Below are 18,588 nucleotides of genomic sequence, written 5' to 3'. Positions count from 1 at the left end.
TCGTGCGCCGACCGCCGTTTCGTTGGGAGTGCAAAGGTAAATAACCTTTTTACAAAAACCAAATCTTTTTTGAAGTTTTTTTTTATTCCCTTCGGTCCGCTAACAAACCTCCAAAAATACCTCAAACACAATACCAGTCTCACTTCCCATTCATTATTAATGAGCAACCCCCGTTTCCGTAAGGGAGTGCAAAGATAGATACCTTTAATCTCTTAAACAAATCTTTTCACTACTTTAATCCCGTTTTGTATGCCATTTTTTTATCATAAACTAATACCAGTATGCATTACAGGCCACATATATTTATCAAAATATAGGTAAAGAAGAGAGCGGCACTATATAAATGCCGCTCTTGTATAGAAAATGGTGGCTTTATCAGTCTTATTTTTCTACATAATTAAGATCCAGGCTGAAGCTCTCTCTTATTTTATAGGTACAGAACAGGGACACTACAGCCAGTATGCACATAACTATATAACCTGCATTGATAATACCGAAGTGATTTACAAAGAATTCGAACAGAAACGTAACCGGAATCAGGAAGCCCCGGATAAAATTGGGTGCAGTAGTGGTAACGGTGGCTCGCAGATTGGTGCCAAACTGCTCTGATGCTACGGTAACAAATGTAGCCCAATACCCTACTGATAAGCCCAGACAGAACGACAATACACCAAACTGCGCTTCTGTAATTCCTTTGCTGCCCAGGTATATAAATACAGTGATCAGTGATGCGACATGAAATATGGCCAGTACGAGTCTGCGCGAACGGGTCATCTGTGCAATAAAACCTGCAATAACCTCACCGATCGAAATACCAATATACGCCAGCATAATGCCCTTACCGGCACTCAGCACATCGGGACTGCCCAGTGCTTTACCAAACTCTGGTGCCTGTGTAATGAGTATGCCGACTACAAACCAAAGTGGCAAACCGATGCCGAGACAATACAAGTATCGGGACAGTCGCTCTTTTGAGGTCAGGATCATAGAGAATTTACCCCTTGCTACATGTTCATCTGTAGCCTGCTGAAACATGGAGGATTCAAAAATGCCCACACGCAGCAACAGGAGCAATAAACCCATGCCACCGCCTACAAAATAAGCATTGCGCCAGTTAAAATGCTCTGCTACAAAATAGGCGGCAGCTGCACCCAGCACCCCTACTCCGGCTACAATCATGGTACCATAACCTCTTTTATTTTTAGGCATACTCTCACTCACTAAAGTAATACCGGCACCCAGCTCTCCTGCCAGGCCTATGCCGGCAATAAAACGGATGATGGCATAAGTGTTTACATCATTGACAAAACCATTGATGATATTGGCCACCGAATATAGCAGTATGGAACCGAACAATACTTTAAGCCTACCGTACTTATCCCCTATAATACCCCAGATAAAGCCACCCAGTAGTAATCCGGCCATCTGTACATTGATCACAAACTCGCCCTGCTTGCGCATCAGCTCTTCGTGTACACCAATGTCTTTGAAGCTCTGGATCCGTACTATGGAGAAGATCACCAGGTCATATATATCTACGAAATACCCCAGTGAAGCGACAAGGATGATGAGGGCTACATTTTTGGGTTTCTTAAATTGTTCTTGTGTCATAAACGCTTTTCGTTGGTTTATTTTTTTCCGAAAGATACATTGTGTTCTTAAAAATACTGCATTCTCTACACAAAAAATGGGCGAGCCATACAGCTCACCCATAAAACACTAATGCTAGTGCATTATATAAACAACAGACAGATTATTTACATGCGCTTATTCAGCTGATACCAGTTCACTTTCCGGGTAAAGAACATGATGGCGGCAACCACCAGGAAAAGGGCGATACTGCCAAAGATCAGGGACATTTCTTCGAGCTGAATCAGGAAATAAATATAGGCATACAGTGCAGCGAGGCCAATGGTGAAGGACAGGGCTACTGCGGGTTTATGGAAAATGCTCCAGACATACATACCAATCAGTAAAATGGTGGCCAGGCTGGCTATAATATATGCAGTGTCAAAACCGGTATATTCTGAGATGGATAACAGCAGTGTATAGAATATACATAATGCAATACCGACAAGTCCGTACTGGAGCGGGTGAATCTGTATGCGCTGCAATACTTCGATCAGGAAGAATACGGCAAAGGTGAGTGCGATAAACAGGATAGCATACTTGACCACCCTATCGGTTTTAATGTAGCTCTCATCTGAATTGGCAAAGCTAACACCGATTGTATTATTACTCAGATTAGGTATAGATTGCTTCCACTGACGCGGATATGCCCTGGAGGCCTGGCTGAGGCTCCAGTGTGCCCGAAAGCCTTTGGCATTAATCTCTGCAGTATCAGGCATACCGGTAAAGGATGGCGAGCTCCAGCTCGAACTCAGGCTTGCGTCGGTAGTGCCGGCCATAAGACTGAAATATAAATGACGGGAGCTTCTTACATTCATGGTGATATTAAAATCCACCGTTCCTTCCGGGTTCACTTTTACAGGTGCGCTCAAGCCCGAAGCACAGAGACCATTCTCCGGCACGCCCGGTTGCAGGACCTGCTTTTCGGTGTTCCAGTCCAGCTGTGCTTCTTTGCTAAGACCTTTGGTATCACTAAGCCCGATAAGCAGCTTTGCTTCGTTCCACAACATTTTATCGGCACTCAGGCCCAAAGCCGCAAGTTGCAAGGGTTTGAAGGTTCCTTTCAGTTTAAGCTCAGACTTCATCAACTGCACTTTATACAAAGACCGTTTGCGTACCTCCGGCAGTATTTCACTGTTAACAGAGAGTTTATCTGCAATAAAATAAGCATTTGCTTTTTGGGTTATGGTACGGCCATCTTTTTGAACAATCTCATAATAAGGCACCATCAATACCGGCCCGGACACCATCTGCTCTCCGGCCCATTGATTACTGATCTCCTGTATTACCTGCTCATGCCGCTCTGAGCGTTCTGCTACCAGCATTTTGATATAAGATACCGGCAGCAGCAAAGCCAATACCAGTATGCTCACAATAACACCTTTCCACAAGGCACTATTATCATTTTTTGTACGCAGGGGCTCCTGTTCTGATGTGTACGTTTGTTGAGTTTCCATGATATATATTTTAATAGGTAAAATGATAATTTAATTAAGCTGCAGCTTTTGATTGTAATAGGGCTTTCTGAACGGTTTCTGTTGGTTGAGGAATGAGGTCAAACCAGTTGACTGATCCAAGTGATTGATTACTGCGTCCCCGCCTCCATGCCTGTTTAAATTTGGACCAGTACTCCGGCATGGTGAGCACACCGTATATGACCGCGATCAGTACGGGTATGGTACAGCGGCCATTGGCCAGCATAAAGCATTGCAGGCATACTTCACCATCTTCCGTGGCATCATAGCCCAGCACCACATGTTTGATATCATGTTTTTCATAAAAGGGCAACAGGTCCAGCTCATTGGCCTTAAAGAACTGGTGCAACTGCTGTCCTACAGTACCCTCTGGTAAAGATGCCAGCTGCTCTCTTGTATAAGGGAAACTTGGTTTTCTGCGTACCAGCTTGAAATAAGGCAGTCCGATTTTATGGGCCATAAAGATGAGGATCTGCTCTCTGAGCTGATTAATTTTGGTCATAATCCTGGTTGAATTGATATGGTGATTGATGGGTAACATCCAGTGGTTGCGGCTCCCGACGAAAATAATACTTGCGGATAGCAGACAAGGAACAGAAGAAACCTGCCAGTGCGGCTACATTAACGATCAGGTAATAAGGCAGGTCCAGGCGGCCAAAGTCGGCATCGATTAGTAAAAGAAACAAACTTAAAGTGCCGTTAGCGGCAAGGAGCGTGAGCAGGAAAAATGCCTGCCATTTGCAGCTGATATCTTCACAGAACATGTGTATGAGTTCGATACCGAAAGCAAGGGCCAGCATACCAGGAAAGCCCCCGACCAGGGCTACGATAGCCACAAGCGGCATGGCACCAGCTTCTCTAAAGATAAAGGCGTAAATAATACATTCTGTCAATGCGGCGATGAGCCAGATACGTGCTGCTGTTTTCATTGTATAACGGATTAAATTTTAAATCAAAAAGCACTTTGCATTTCAAAGTAATTAGGGCAAAAAAAATCTACTGCAGATTTTTAATTATTTTTTCCAGGGCATTAATATGTGAACGGAAGGCCTTTTCTCCTTCAGCTGTAATGCTGTATATCGTATTGGTCTTTCTGCCGATAAAACCTTTCTCCACACGGATAAACTCGTGTTCCTCCAACGTTTTAAGGTGAGAGGCAAGATTACCATCCGTGGCATCCAGTAAGGCTTTGAGTTCATTAAAATTCACCTCTTCGTTAACGATTAATGCACTCATGATACCTATACGGATACGGCTGTCGAAAATCTTATTCAGCTGGTCCAGTTCCTTTCTCATAATCTGTTTACCTTACGGTCATATTTAAACCACATTATAGTACCGTACACGATATGCATGATACCAAATCCAAGCGCCCAAAGGTACAAACCCATATCCGGAATAAATAACGCGATGCAGCCGATAATCACTTCTGATAGCCCGAGGTAGCGGATGTCGGAAAAGGTATATTTACTGCTATTGATCAGGGTTAGTCCGTAAAACACCAGCGAGGCCGGCACAATGTAAGCGAAATGATGGTTCAGTATAAAGAACAGGATAAAACAGGCTGCCGCACCCATCGGAATCATCATGCTCACGGCCAGTTTACGCGCGGCACCGGTAAAGGTCGCTTCTCCGGCTTTCTTGTTTTTACGCCAGGTAAAAACCAAAGCACCCAGGAATGCAACGACAAAGGTCAATACGGCAAGAATCAGCAGTCGTTCAGACCACATGGCAGCAGCTTCTGAGAAATACCCATTAGGTTTGATGTCCGCACGGTCATCAGTCCGGAATGTATTCTGATCCGTCAGCCAACTGTAGGCTACCCCACTCGCCACCAGGGCTGTAATACCGGCCCAGATACCGCTCCAGCCACTCAAAGAGAGGAAACGGGAAGACTTGTGCATCATACTGCGGATCTCGGTTAATACTTCCAGCGATGCTTGTTGGCGCTCATTCATAGTAAAGTACTTTGAAATACAAAGTTAGTTTTTAGCATCAAAAAACCAAATATTTTTCAAATATTTTTTCAGAAAAAACAGGTTATCTCATCAGGACTAACTCGCCCTTCAGTTCTTTATATTCATGGGTATAGCGATCGGTATATTTGATCGTGTACATATAGACTCCGCCTGGTGCCGGGGCATTATGATAATAACCATCCCAGCCCAGTTGTTCTTGATTGCTGTAGAATACATATTGTCCGTAACGGTTCACGATCCTCATCTCATAAAACATGAAGTTGCAACCCGGTGCCGTGGCAGGATAGAACATATCATTGCGTCCGTCTCCGTTAGGTGTAAAGGCATTGGGTACCATAACCGTACAGATACAGTTATTGAGGGTAATGTATACCGAGTCTTTTATATCACCACAGACATTGGTATGCGTTACCACATATTTTCCGGTATAGGCCGGCAATGTTTCCGAACCGTATGTTCCATCGCTCCAGGTAAAGGCTCCGGGTACATTGGCAACCGCTGTAATAGGCTCTACGCGGGACATACACATACTGGTGTCATTATTAATGATGTCTACCTGGGGTTGCAGTAGTGTTACATTTACCGTATCGGAAAGACTGCAGATACCATTGCTTGCAGTTACAGTATAAACACCAGGTTCTTTGACCAGCTTCATACTGTTTTGCTCCCCGTCATTCCATACATACTCCTCAATACCGGGATTACTGGCATCCAGTATAATGGACTGTCCGGGACATATGGTGGTATCTTCCGGGAGCGACAAATCGAAGCGGATAAAATGTACATGAAAGGAATCAATAAGGGTTCGGCAATCATCGGTGCTATACACCCAGTAGGTGCCATCTTCATAGACGGTCTTTTGTTTACCGCTGCCGCCGGTATTCCAGTGGTAGCTACCCGCATACTGATCATATGCCTGCAGGACCAGATCATGATCAAGGCATACGATAGTATCCTTAACAGAATTCATAATCGTATCCTTACCCGTACTGATCACTACATCTTCGCCCAGTCCCCAGAAAATATTTACCGAAGGCGACCAGGGCATATCCATACTGAAGACATTGGCATTATACCCTACTGTATACTGGTCCGGAGTATTCATCCGGTCTATATATTGTGTAACAGCATTATTGGCTGTATTTCTTTTAAGGATGTACAGCTTTCTGTCTGGGCCGCTCCGCATATCGAGGTATTGTGTGGTAATACCCGCCTGTGCTGCGGGTGATACTGCATGTACAGAATTGGCTACTGCATTGGCATCGGGCATCAGATCAAGGTCATATTGTAAAATACCGGCTGTGGCATGAGACAGGTACAACTTGCTCTGATCGGGGCTCAGGGCCAAGTAACCGGGTGTGGGCGCATTGATCGTGCGGAAATCGTTTACCGCACCGGTAAGGCTATTGAAATGAGCGATCACCAGGCTCTGACCCAGGCTATACAGTTGCCCGTCCTTGGCTAGTACCATGGGTAGAGAATTGCCCAGCGCAGCCGGTGGGGCTGGTGATATGGTGGGTGTATTGCTCACCCCGTTTGCATCTATCCTGAACGCAAGAAAATTACGGAGCAATACATCTCTGGAGCGCACAATGAGCCAATAGCTTCTGCAGTCTGCACCTTTGGCAATCGTCATGTATTCGGAAGCATCATCGGTCAGCAGTTGATTTTTCATCCCACTCACCACTGCCCCCCTTCCATTATCCAGGGTCATGTCTACTACAGAATAATAAATACGAAAGGAATTATCTTCCAGCGCATCGCCCGAGAAAATAATATACCGGTTGGGATTGGATGGATACCTTACCACCTGGGTACCATAGGCACTTGAACCGAAAGGATAACCACCCACAATCGGACCATTGCCCTGCAAGCCATAGCTGTTGGCCATAGGCGCACCATCTCTGTTCCATATACGGCTGCCCATGGTATAGAATAACAGGTGTCCGGCAGCATCGCTCACCGAAACGGATGACTCGTATGTAAGTATATTACTCTCCTCCTGTACGGGAGGAGAGACATTGAAATTAATGGACTGTTTCTGACCAAAATGCCAGCGATTATTTTCCTCCTGAGCACACACCCTCACTGCTGTTATACACAGCAGGATGAACAGACTAAAATAAAGGGTACGCTTCATGGTTTGCTAATGAACTACTACACAATGGGAGGTAATATACAAATTAGTTTTATGTAATGCAATAGCACTAACGCATCAGTATTACATCTCCGTTTTCTATTCTTGTTTCATCGGTATAGCGATTGGTGTATTTGATAGAATACATATATGCTCCGGCTTCTGCAGGCTGGTCCCTGAAAGTACCGTCCCACCCGTTCGCAGCATTGTTGGTATAGTATACCTGCTGTCCGTAACGGTTATATACCCGCATATCATAAAACATAAAATTGCAGCCGGGGGCAGTAACCGGCAGGAATACGTCATTCCGGCCATCACCATTTGGGGTAAATACATTCGGGATCATTATCTTACAGATACAATCATTAATGGTTACCCTAACAGAGTCCTTATACAATCCGCAGGCATTGAGGTGATTAACTACATATATACCACTGTGATCCGGTATCAGTACGCGGCCGGTATCACCCGTATTCCAGTAATAGCTGCCGGGTACATTAGCTTCGGCAGTTATCGGGCTGATGTTATTATTACACATAGAAAGATCGTCCTGCAGTATATCCACTTTTGGATGCGTGATGCTTACTGTTATGGTATCAGAAAGGCTGCACGGACCGCTGGAAGCCCTAACACTATACCGACCCGCCTGAGAGATGGTCTTAACGCCGTTTACATCACCATCATTCCACAAATAGGCTTCAATAGCAGGATCGGTTATATCCAGCTGCAGCGTTTTGTTTTCACACAGGGCGGTATCGTCCGGCAAGTCGAGAGAGAAGCGAATAAAATGTACTTTAAAAGAGTCTATATAGGTCTGACAATTATTGGTGCTGTATACCCAGTACAAACCATCTGCGCTAACCGATGCTGTGCTGCCATTAGCTCCGTTACTCCATTGATAATAGGCCGCATCAGCCTCCGGCGATTGCAGGTTTAGCGAAGAAGCAAAACACACTACGGTGTCTTTTGCCGGATGAGCTATAGTATCGACCTCCGGGTTAACGATAAAATCGTCTCCGAAACGCCAGAAGGTATTGAGCCCCATCGGAGGGCTCCAGGACGATATATAGTCAAAGGCTCCAATATTATATCCTGCGGCCGTTCCGCTTAAATTGGGCTGTGGGATACAATCAATAGTTACGTTATAATAAGCACTGCTGATCTCTTGCCTGAGGAGATAAATCTTGCCGTCAGGCCCCCTGCGCATATCATTAAAGATGGTCATATGACTGGGATTCGGTGCCGGGGATATGATCTGGGCCGAGTTTTGTACCGCTGTCAGATTAGGCATCAGCGTAAGGTCGTACTGTTTAACACCGGCAGTACCCTCTGCGGTATAGAGTTTGGTATTATCTGCGCTGAGGGCCATGGGACCAAAGCTATAAGCCGTAAAGGACTGAAAACCGGACACCACGCCCGTTACATTATTGAACTGGGCAAAAACAATACCACCGGTACCCATGCTATACATGGATGTGCCATCGTTGCCGAAAATAAGCGGCAGAAATGCACCTATCATAAAAGCAGGCGGAGTGGTGATCACCGGTGTCGTATTGACACCATTCACGTCTATTTTAAACGCATAGTAATCTCTGACCCAGATCGCATTGGTACGAACGATAAGCCAATAACTTTTACAATCTGCGCCCCTGGTTACGGCCATGTATTCCGATCCGTTGGTCATGATAGGAATATTCTTCATTCCCGGCACAACATCACCGTTTCCTCCGTCCAGGGTCATATCTACAACGGAATAGTATACATTATAGCTATTATCTTCCTGGGCATCTCCCGAAAAAACGAAGTAGCGATTGGGATTGCCGGGATGTTTGATTACCTGTGCACCATATGCACTGGAACCCGCAGGCTGTCCGTTGATCGTGGGTCCGTTGCCCAGTAAGCCATTGCTGTTGGGCATCTCAATCCCATTACGATTCCAGATGCGGCTGCCTATAGTATAAAACTGCAATTGCCCCTGTGCGTTACTGACGGCTACTGCCGCTTCGTACGACATCATATTACTCTCCTGCTGCAACGGCGGATTGACATTAAAATTGATAGACTGCTTCTTCCCGAAATGCCAGTTATTATTTTCACCCTGGGCATGCAGAAGCGGGTGATTGTTGCTGAACAGGCACAGCAGCAATAGGAAGTAAAGTTTGTTCATGTCGATAGAGGGTTTGCAAAACAATAGGGAGTATGTTCTTAAAAGACATGTTTTCAATCATTTACGTTGGAGCTTAAAACTCATTTACCACAAAAGGGTCTGCATATATGCAGACCCTTTTGTGGTAAATGTACAGTTGTGCTTATCGTTATTTGCTTTTATCGTTTGGCTTTGCCGGCTCTTTGGGCAAACGCCCCTGATCTTTAAGTGCTTTGTGCAGCAGGTATTCGATCTGCCCGTTGACACTGCGAAAATCATCTGCAGCCCATTTTTCCAATGCCTTATACATATCGGCATCCACTCTCAGCATAAAGTTCTTTTTATCCGGCATAGCATTCATTTTTTATTGATACAATGTTCCGGTGTTCAGTACCGGAGCCGCAGCTTTTTCACCACACAGTACAACCATCAGGTTGCTCACCATGGCTGCTTTCTTTTCATTGTCCAGCTCTACGATATCTTTTTCAGATAATTTTTGCAGCGCCATTTCTACCATACCCACCGCACCTTCTACTATTTTGGCACGTGCCGCTACGATAGCAGTAGCCTGCTGGCGTTGCAACATGGCACCGGCAATCTCTGAAGCATAGGCCAGGTGACTGATACGGGCTTCTTTAATCACAATTCCGGCAGGAGCCAGACGGTCGGTCAGTTCCTGTTCCAGGATACGATTTACGGCATCACCACCCTCTCTCAGGGTAATATCTGCACCTTCATCTTCCAGGTTATCGTAAGGAAAGCTTCCGGCCAGGTGACGTACCGCCGCTTCGCTTTGCGTACGCACATAAGAGGCATAATTGGTTACATCATAAGTAGCCTTATACGTATCGCCAACCTGCCATACAATTACGGCACCGATCTCAATCGGGTTACCCATCTTATCGTTCACTTTCAGCGTTTGCCCCTGAAGGTTATCAGATCTCAGGCTCACTTTTACGGTGGAAAACAGCGGGTTTACAAAAAACAATCCGTTCTCTTTAACCGTGCCTACATACTTACCGAAGAAGTTTAGCACACGGGAGTGGTTCGGATTGATAATCATCAACCCCTTAAGCAGAAAGAAAAAAGCAATAACCAGTACGATGCCCAGGATAATGAACAAAGGATTATTGGTTCCGTCGGCCCCTTCAGCATTTACGAAGCAGATGACAGACAAGGCGGCGCAGGCCAGGGCAGCAACCAGTGCGAGATAGCCCGAAATAGGTTTAATAAGTTTTTCCATAATTAATTCAGTTTAATATCAATTTGATATCAAAGATAATTAACAAATTTAAAAATATAAGTTAAAGTTCTTTTAAGAATTATTTTTTCCTAGATTTGTGAAACAACAATCTAAATGTTATAACTATATGAAAATGAAAAACTTACCAACTATTAAGAGAACCCTTCTCGCCGGTTTCATTACCCTGGCCACACTACCGTTGAGCCAGACAGCATCTTATGCACAGGCTATTCCCTGCCTCAATACGAATGCTAATGCTTCGCACTACAATTACTCCATTAGCAAGAACTTTTTTTACGACATTGGTCAGGAAGGAACTGTTTCTGCTGGTAGTATAAGTTTTGATAATTACTTTGAATACACTGTATCCCTCAACATTTTATACCAGACCGGCTCTAACTTAGGCAGCCCTCAGGTAAAAAGTTATTCTATCCAATTGCCTTACCGCTCCAAAATTGTGGGCATAACCAATTTTGACGGATATCAGCTGGTGACCATGGTGGCGCATAACGGCTATACTGCGGTACCCCTGTACCTGGTACTGAAATGTACCGATTTTAACCAGCCACCATTCATTGAAAAATGTTTCACTTTAGATCCGGCCAATATACCGAACGGTCTATTCCCGCAACATACTGTGACAGACGGATCCAATATCTTCACTACGGGTTATTTTATTGATAATGCCTCTAACAATATCAATCCCGATGCTCCGGAAGAAAAATCACTGTTTGTATTGAAATTTGATTACTATAGTGGTAGCCTGATCTGTAAAACACACAATACATCAAAGGTTTCTACCGGTGGATACAATCCGGCTGACATTCCTGACTATGATAATGGTATGCGTCTGCAGTTATTAAATGACGCAGTATTGGTAACCGCTACGGCCAATGGTAAGTCCAGTGCTGATGTAGGTGGCTATGTGGATGCAATTAACTCTTCTTATGCCCGTAACCTGATCCTGAAAAAAAGCACCCTCGACATTGCAGAGGACCATGCATTCGGGTACACTTATTCCGGCACCCTGAGCCCTACTTCCTTTAATGGTCTGGTGAACGTAGACCTGGCCAAATATAAAGATTATGCATACATCAATGTGCTGACTGCATATCGTGACGGAGAACTGGCTATGCCGGCACTTGCGGCTGTAGACAATAATCTGAAACTGATGACCAGTACGAACAACGCCCTGGAGATCAAAACCATACCATACTCGTATAATACCAAGACACAACCGATGAATATTCATAATATCGGCGACCTGTCTACCACATTCTCCATTACGGGTATCCGTAGTATGATCAACGATATAAGCTATGTACCATTCACCTTTGGCTTAGGCCTGGATATCTCTAATGGAGAGCTATATCCTTCCGGTGGTTTTGGTTTCAGCTATACACCAAATGCCAGCGGTTGTGAACCATTTTTCAATTTCAATGCCAACAGGCTGAATGCCCGCATTCCACTGTGGACTAATCCTTACTCCTCAATGTTACCAAGCCCGGATGGTGATCTGTTACAGATGGACCTGCTGAAATTCCAGGGCAATAACAAAGACGGCCGTTTCATATATCAAAAATATACCGGTACGCACTATTGCGATAACACACTGTCTGTAGACGCTAACAGCGAGTCTTATGTGCCGCAGTACATCCCTGTACAGGAGCAAGACATCAATCTGTCTCCGAACTTCCATCCGGCTACTGCTGGCCTCTATCCGGTACAGATCACTTCCTGTAATGTAAATCCGAGTATTTACTCCAAAATGCTGCAACTTGATGCTGCATTCAGCATTAAGGATGTATATCCTAACCCGAGCAGCACAGGAGACTTTACACTCAACCTGAGCGACAACAGCGATCAGTTCCACATCCGTATCACCAATGTCATCGGCCAGGTGGTTATGGAAAAAGACCTGACAGGCTTTACGCACCAGTTACATATCCCATCTACCGGACTGTACCTGATCGAGGTGACAAACGCCGCCGGAGCGAAACAACATACCAGAATCAGTATCAAATAGTTATACTATTTTCAGAAAAAAGCCCCCGATTTGGGGGCTTTTTATTTACTTTAGTGATTACGAAAATTTTGGATAAGATAAATTCTTATAACTTTGCAATCCTATTAAAGCATAACATGGCTAAAAACTTATTGATCGTGGAGTCGCCTGCAAAGGCGAAAACTATAGAAAAGATACTAGGAAAAGACTTTGAAGTAAAATCGAGTTTCGGACATATCAGAGACCTGGAGAAAGAAGGGATGGGTATTGATATTGAAAACGGGTTTCAACCAAAATATACTGTATCAGAAGATAAAGCGAGAGTGGTGAAGGAGCTTAAATCCCTGGCGAAGAAAGCCCAGGAGGTATGGCTCGCAACGGATGAGGACCGCGAAGGAGAAGCCATTTCATGGCACCTTTGCGAAGAACTCGGACTGAACCCTCTGACCACTAAAAGAATTGTATTCCACGAGATTACCAAACCAGCCATTCAGAAAGCGGTACAGAATCCCAGAACCGTGAATATGGACCTCGTTAATGCACAACAGGCCCGTCGTGTACTGGACCGTATTGTGGGCTTTGAAATATCTCCGGTACTCTGGCGCAAGCTTAGCGGAAAAAGCCTTTCGGCAGGCCGTGTACAATCGGTTGCGGTAAAATTGATTGTAGAAAGAGAGCGCGAGATCAACCAATTCAGAACAGAAAGCAGTTACAAAATAGATGCTTTATTTGAAGCACAGGATATTAATAAAAGACTGGTTACCTTCAAAGCAGAAGGTGCCCGCATCAGCCGCCAGGAAGATGCACGTAATTTCCTGCAGAACTGTATCGGGGCTTCATTCGCCGTACAAAATGTAGAAGTAAAACCTGGTCGCAAGACACCCTCTGCACCATTTACTACCTCTACCCTGCAACAGGAAGCAAGCCGAAAACTGGGCTACTCGGTAAGCCGTACGATGAGGCTGGCACAAACACTGTACGAAAATGGGTATATCACTTATATGCGTACGGATAGTGTGAACCTGAGTGAAACTGCCCTGGCCAATGCTGCACAGGCCATCGAAAGACAATTCGGCAAATCTTACCATAAAAGAAGACAATACCAGAACAAAAATGCATCCGCACAGGAAGCGCATGAGGCCATCCGTCCAACGGATATGATGATTTCGCAGATCAGCGACCAGGATGGACAACGTCTTTATGACCTGATCTGGAAGCGTACCATTGCCTGCCAGATGGAAGATGCTATTACTGAAAAAACAGTAGCGACTATCGATATTTCTACTTTACCGCAGGAAAAATTAACCGCAACGGGTGAGGTGATCAAGTTTGACGGATTCCTGAAAGTATATCTTGAAGGTAAGGATGATGAGGATGATGAAACACAGGAAGGCTTATTACCACCACTGAACAGGGGTCAGGTATTGCCGCTTGTAGAAATGAAGGCCACAGAGCGCTACAGCCGTCCGGCACCGCGATATACAGAGGCCAGCCTGGTTAAAAAACTGGAAGAGCTGGGTATCGGTCGCCCTTCTACTTATGCACCGACGATCAGTACGGTACAGCAGAGAAACTATGTCGAGAAGACCAGCAAAGATGGTATCCGTCGTAACTTCAATGTCCTGACATTAGCTAAAGATGCCATTAAAGAACAGGTGTCCAGCGAGCTGACGGGTGCAGAAAAAAACAAATTATTCCCTACAGATCTGGGTATGGTCGTTACAGACTTCCTGAACGAGCATTTCCCGGACATTATGAATTATAGCTTTACGGCAAATATCGAAAGTGAATTTGACCAGATCGCTGCAGGTAAGAAGCAATGGAACCAGATGATCGGCAGCTTCTACCAGCCATTTCACGATAAGGTAGCAGATACCATGGAGCATGCCGGCAGAGCAGTGGGTGAGCGCGTACTGGGTACCGATCCGGAAAGTGGAAAGGTAATCATTGCCCGCCTGGGTCGTTTCGGTCCTATGGTACAGATTGGCGCCAGCGATGATGAGGAGAAACCTCGATTTGCACCGTTGAAGCGTACACAAAGCATTGAAACCATCAATATGGAAGAGGCTCTGGACCTGTTCAAACTACCATTTACCCTGGGCAATTATATGGACCAGGAGATAATGGTGGGTGTAGGTCGCTTCGGTCCTTATGTAAAATGGGGAGAGAGCTTTATTTCTATCCCTAAAGGAGAAGATCCGCTGATGGTAGATATGGATCGTGCAGTCGCAATCATTAAAGAAAAACAACAGGCCGATGCCCCGATCGGCATTTATAAAGGCATGCCGGTCACCAAGGGTACCGGTCGCTTTGGTCCGTTTATCAAATACCAGGACTTATATATCAATGTGCCGAGAGCATACAACTTTGAGGCTTTATCGCAAAAAGATATTGAAGAACTGATCTCTAAAAAGCTGGAAAAAGAAGCGAACCGCTTTATACAACACTGGCCGGAAGAGAAGATTGCTATTGAAAACGGCAGATGGGGGCCATTCATCCGTTTCGGTAAAGAAATGCTGAAACTGGGCCGCAAAGCAGACGGAGAAAAATATGCTGCCGAAGACCTGCAGGATGTATCGCTGGAAGAGGTGAAGAAAATGATTGTGGCGATAAACCCGCAGGCATTCGAAAAGAAAACCAAGAAAGCCGCTACAAAGAAAACAGCAACTGCCACCAAAAAGACAGCAACCAAGAAGACTGCTACTAAAAAAGCAGCTACCGGTAAAACCGCTGCTCCGAAGAAAACGGCTCCTAAAAAATAATTCAATTGCTCCTTTACGGGGCAATTGTTCTGTTCACGAATACAACGAATCAGCACATGTCCATTATAAAAGTAGAAAACCTGGTGAAACAATACGGAACCTTTACTGCGGTAAAAGGGATCAGTTTTGAAGTACAACAGGGTACTATTTTCGGATTGCTGGGACCTAATGGCGCCGGCAAGACCACCACACTGGAGATTATCGAGACCTTAAGGCCCAAAACCTCTGGTAAGGTATGGGTAGACGGTATGGACCTCGATACCCATCCGCAACAGATCAAGCAGATCATAGGCGTACAATTGCAGGCATCCGGCTTTTATCCCAACCTGAACCTTAAAGAGCTGATAGAACTGTTTGCCGGCCTGTACAATGAAACAGTAGACCCGATGGAACTGCTGCGCAGTGTAAATCTGGAAGACAAGGCCCGCAGCAAATTCAAGCAATTATCCGGCGGGCAGAAGCAACGCTTTTCCATTGCCACTACCCTGATCAATAAACCTAAGGTGATCTTCCTGGATGAGCCGACAACCGGCCTCGATCCGCAGGCAAGACGCAATCTCTGGGACCTGATCCGTCAGCTGAAACAGAACGGCACTACGATTGTGATCACGACCCATTATATGGATGAGGCAGAAGAGCTTTGTGACCGTGTCGCCATTGTTGATTCCGGTACCATAATTCGTGAAGATACTCCGGACCACCTGATAGACCAGCTGCTGGATTCCGGATTCCAGAGAACGAAGAAAACAAAAGAAGCAAACCTTGAAGATGTATTCCTGAACCTGACCGGCAAAGAGCTGCGCGAAGGCTGATACATACCTGAATAGCATATTTATACATGAAGACATTACTGGAACAGACATTTACCAAAGTACAGCTGCCTGATATAGCCCTGCAAGTATTACAATTGGGCAAGGAGTACCCTGTATGGGCACTGAGCGGGCAGTTAGGTGCCGGCAAGACCACATTCACACATGCGCTTTGTGATATACTGGGGGTAACCGATGCCGTAAGCAGCCCTACATTCTCTATTATCAATCAGTATGATTATACAGATGATGGAGGTACAGCGCGTACCATGTACCATAGTGACTGGTACCGGCTGAATGATGAAGAAGAGGCCATAAATGCCGGTGTAGAAGACATGATCAGTCATGCCGATGGCTTATGTATCATCGAATGGTGGGAGAAAGCACCAGACCTGCTTCCGGCCCGGACCTTCTATATAAGTCTGGAAGTTTTGGACGAACAAACACGGACAATAAAATGTTCGATAAAATGAAGAAAAAATTTGGATTTGTAAAAATCGAATCCTATCTTTGCAGTCCTTTCAGGAAAGGAATAGCGCCTTAAAACGCTTGAGCAATTTGAAACGGTATACGGGCATGGTGCAATGGTAGCATACGGGTCTCCAAAACCTTTGATCTGGGTTCGAATCCTAGTGCCCGTGCAAACACAAAAGCCCTCTGGGCTTTTTTAATTTATACATACTATGGCTAAATTTGGTTCATATATTCAGGAAGCTTACGACGAGCTGGTCCACAAAGTAAGCTGGCCATCTTGGAGTGATTTACAATCAACTACTGTTGTTGTATTGGTAGCATTGTTGGTAACGACACTGCTTATCTTCGGCTTAGACTCTGCATGTCAGGCCCTGATGAAGTTCGTATACAGTTTTGCATAATCGAAAACGTCAAGAATGAGCGATAGCGTACAAACCCAACCTGCACAAGATACCAAGTGGTATGTATTGCGCGTGGTAAGCGGTAAAGAAAGAAAAGTAAAAGAGCATCTGGATAAAGAAATCCGCATCAGCGGATGGAGCAATGCCATCATACAGGTATTATGTCCTGTTGAAAAGGTTTTTAAAGTAACCAATGGTAAAAAAGCCCTGAGAGAGAAAATCTTATTCCCGGGTTATCTGATGATCGAAGCCGTTGAAGGTAAATTCAATGATACGATGTTACAGACTATCGTTGCGGTTACTGGTGTAATCCATTTCTTAGGAAAAGAGAACCCTACCCCGCTGCGTAAATCTGAAGTGAACAAAATGTTTGGTAACCTGGATGAGGTTATGGAACAAGGCGTTCAGATGGCAGAACCATTCATCATGGGTGAAACCATTAAAGTGATTGATGGTCCGTTCAACGAGTTTAACGGTACAATTGAAGAAATCAGCGATGAAAAACGCAAGCTGAAAGTAAGCGTAAAGATTTTCGGCCGTGCCCAGATCGTAGAGCTGAACTTCACACAAGTAGAAAAAATAGTTTAATCTATTATATACGATATACAAAGAGCGCGCTATCTATGGATAGCGCGCTCTTTGTATATCGTATCATTTCCATTCTTATAGCTACAGATCGTTATATTATATCATCAAATGAAGTGTAAGGGAGTCGCCATTTTACTGTTATACTATTACTTCGTACGGTTAAAAGCGTTGTCCAGCAACTGATACAGCTCGGGATGCATTTCCTGCAGGCGCTCCGGCCGCTGGAAGAAGTACTCCGACACTACGGCAAAAAACTCCGCCTCATTCGTTGCACCATAAGGATTAATGTCTGTGATCTCCCGCTCCCGTATTTCGCGTATGTACTCATGCATCAGGTGAATCCAGGGCTTTACATTTTCATGCTGCAGAATCTCTTCCGGGATACCATCTGTAGCCCCATCCGATTTATCCAGCAGGTGTACAAACTCATGTATCGCCGTATTACCTGTACTGTTTATTGCAAAACCGGCCCTCAGACTGGGAAGAGACAAAATCATGGTACGGTGCATCGCACCGTCACCTACCATACCCAATACATTACGATCATCGCCATCGAGGCTATAATCCGCCGCAAAACGGTCGGGGTATATCAATACCTCATTCAGGTTATTATACATCCAGTTTTTGAACCGGAACAGGGGTATAATACCTGCCGCGGCCACGAGCACCTTATCTGTTTTAGTGATTTTAAGATTACTAACCGGGGTGATGCGCACCAGTTGCAGAAAATGATGTACCCGCTCCCGGAAGCTTGCCTGCTCTGCAGCATCCAGCTTCTGGTAGAACAATACCTCCTCAAGCAGTATCCGGTGCAGCTCCTGCTCGTCCGGGATCTGCTGCGCTTTCTGCTTCTGGCTTTTGCGGTACACGATATTCAGCCCCGTAAAGGTGACTATAGCAATGGCCAGTACAATGATCTGATATTTCTCCATCATTTGTC

17 protein-coding genes and 1 tRNA gene are annotated in these 18,588 nt (G+C 45.1%); 7 read left to right on the top strand and 11 right to left on the bottom strand.

Annotation, left to right across the window (positions count from 1 at the left end; all coding sequences use genetic code 11):
• Nucleotides 1-381: 381 nt before the first annotated feature.
• The 10 genes from EMP01_RS09560 to EMP01_RS09515 all read right to left on the bottom strand — a co-directional run bounded on the left by EMP01_RS09560 (nucleotide 382) and on the right by EMP01_RS09515 (nucleotide 10,609).
• Nucleotides 382-1,611 carry an MFS transporter gene (locus EMP01_RS09560; RefSeq protein WP_129021279.1) on the bottom strand — a complete coding sequence of 410 codons (1,230 nt, stop codon included), beginning with the start codon at nucleotides 1,609-1,611 and terminating at the stop codon, nucleotides 382-384.
• A gap of 146 nt (nucleotides 1,612-1,757) precedes the next feature.
• Nucleotides 1,758-3,086, bottom strand: coding sequence for a cell envelope integrity protein CreD (gene creD / locus EMP01_RS09555; RefSeq protein WP_129021278.1), 1,329 nt, complete (start codon nucleotides 3,084-3,086; stop codon nucleotides 1,758-1,760).
• A gap of 34 nt (nucleotides 3,087-3,120) precedes the next feature.
• Complete coding sequence (locus EMP01_RS09550) at nucleotides 3,121-3,606, bottom strand: Coq4 family protein (RefSeq protein WP_161971299.1); 486 nt, start codon at nucleotides 3,604-3,606, stop codon at nucleotides 3,121-3,123.
• Entirely contained in the window at nucleotides 3,593-4,033 is a 441-nt protein-coding gene (locus EMP01_RS09545; protein WP_129021276.1) for a hypothetical protein, read from the bottom strand. The genes EMP01_RS09550 and EMP01_RS09545 overlap by 14 nt, the downstream gene beginning before the upstream one ends.
• A 67-nt stretch (nucleotides 4,034-4,100) precedes the next feature.
• Entirely contained in the window at nucleotides 4,101-4,400 is a 300-nt protein-coding gene (locus EMP01_RS09540; protein WP_129021275.1) for a winged helix-turn-helix domain-containing protein, read from the bottom strand.
• Entirely contained in the window at nucleotides 4,397-5,062 is a 666-nt protein-coding gene (locus EMP01_RS09535; RefSeq protein ID WP_129021274.1) for a hypothetical protein, read from the bottom strand. Before EMP01_RS09535 ends, EMP01_RS09540 begins: the two co-directional genes overlap by 4 nt.
• An 82-nt stretch (nucleotides 5,063-5,144) precedes the next feature.
• Nucleotides 5,145-7,223, bottom strand: a complete 2,079-nt coding sequence (locus tag EMP01_RS09530) for a T9SS type B sorting domain-containing protein (RefSeq protein ID WP_129021273.1) — start codon at nucleotides 7,221-7,223, stop codon at nucleotides 5,145-5,147.
• A 67-nt stretch (nucleotides 7,224-7,290) separates the two neighbouring features.
• Nucleotides 7,291-9,387: a gliding motility-associated C-terminal domain-containing protein gene (locus EMP01_RS09525; RefSeq protein ID WP_129021272.1), complete on the bottom strand. Its 2,097-nt coding sequence runs from the start codon at nucleotides 9,385-9,387 to the stop codon at nucleotides 7,291-7,293.
• A gap of 148 nt (nucleotides 9,388-9,535) precedes the next feature.
• Nucleotides 9,536-9,718: an Arc family DNA binding domain-containing protein gene (locus EMP01_RS09520; RefSeq protein WP_129021271.1), complete on the bottom strand. Its 183-nt coding sequence runs from the start codon at nucleotides 9,716-9,718 to the stop codon at nucleotides 9,536-9,538.
• 12 nt (nucleotides 9,719-9,730) lie between these two features.
• The gene (locus EMP01_RS09515) at nucleotides 9,731-10,609 is read right to left on the bottom strand and encodes an SPFH domain-containing protein (protein ID WP_129021270.1); all 879 of its coding nucleotides are present in this window, start codon (nucleotides 10,607-10,609) and stop codon (nucleotides 9,731-9,733) included.
• Between the two features lie 133 nt (nucleotides 10,610-10,742).
• Here EMP01_RS09515 and EMP01_RS09510 point away from each other — a divergent pair, with 133 nt between their 5' ends.
• The 7 genes from EMP01_RS09510 to nusG all read left to right on the top strand — a co-directional run bounded on the left by EMP01_RS09510 (nucleotide 10,743) and on the right by nusG (nucleotide 17,648).
• Nucleotides 10,743-12,635 (top strand): T9SS type A sorting domain-containing protein, encoded by a 1,893-nt coding sequence (locus EMP01_RS09510; protein WP_161971298.1) that lies wholly within the window; start codon nucleotides 10,743-10,745, stop codon nucleotides 12,633-12,635.
• Between the two features lie 116 nt (nucleotides 12,636-12,751).
• Nucleotides 12,752-15,376 (top strand): type I DNA topoisomerase, encoded by a 2,625-nt coding sequence (topA, locus tag EMP01_RS09505; RefSeq protein ID WP_129021268.1) that lies wholly within the window; start codon nucleotides 12,752-12,754, stop codon nucleotides 15,374-15,376.
• A 56-nt stretch (nucleotides 15,377-15,432) separates the two neighbouring features.
• Nucleotides 15,433-16,188 carry an ABC transporter ATP-binding protein gene (locus tag EMP01_RS09500; RefSeq protein WP_129021267.1) on the top strand — a complete coding sequence of 252 codons (756 nt, stop codon included), beginning with the start codon at nucleotides 15,433-15,435 and terminating at the stop codon, nucleotides 16,186-16,188.
• Between the two features lie 26 nt (nucleotides 16,189-16,214).
• Nucleotides 16,215-16,658: a tRNA (adenosine(37)-N6)-threonylcarbamoyltransferase complex ATPase subunit type 1 TsaE gene (gene tsaE, locus EMP01_RS09495; protein WP_129021266.1), complete on the top strand. Its 444-nt coding sequence runs from the start codon at nucleotides 16,215-16,217 to the stop codon at nucleotides 16,656-16,658.
• A 97-nt stretch (nucleotides 16,659-16,755) separates the two neighbouring features.
• Nucleotides 16,756-16,826, top strand: a tRNA-Trp gene (locus tag EMP01_RS09490).
• A gap of 42 nt (nucleotides 16,827-16,868) precedes the next feature.
• Nucleotides 16,869-17,060 carry a preprotein translocase subunit SecE gene (gene secE, locus EMP01_RS09485; RefSeq protein ID WP_129021265.1) on the top strand — a complete coding sequence of 64 codons (192 nt, stop codon included), beginning with the start codon at nucleotides 16,869-16,871 and terminating at the stop codon, nucleotides 17,058-17,060.
• A 15-nt stretch (nucleotides 17,061-17,075) separates the two neighbouring features.
• Nucleotides 17,076-17,648 (top strand): transcription termination/antitermination protein NusG, encoded by a 573-nt coding sequence (gene nusG, locus EMP01_RS09480; RefSeq protein ID WP_129021264.1) that lies wholly within the window; start codon nucleotides 17,076-17,078, stop codon nucleotides 17,646-17,648.
• Nucleotides 17,649-17,794: 146 nt separating this feature from the next.
• Here the strand turns inward: nusG and EMP01_RS09475 are convergent, their stop codons facing one another.
• A complete protein-coding gene (locus EMP01_RS09475; protein WP_202616032.1) occupies nucleotides 17,795-18,583 on the bottom strand; it encodes a M90 family metallopeptidase in 789 nt (262 codons plus the stop codon).
• Nucleotides 18,584-18,588 lie beyond the last annotated feature (5 nt).

The sequence above is a fragment of the Edaphocola flava genome (genome assembly GCF_004118155.1).
Taxonomy (GTDB): Bacteria; Bacteroidota; Bacteroidia; order Chitinophagales; family Chitinophagaceae; genus Edaphocola; species Edaphocola flava.
The sequence above is the reverse complement of the archived record's forward strand: the minus strand, read 5'-3'. Positions and strand labels throughout refer to the sequence as shown.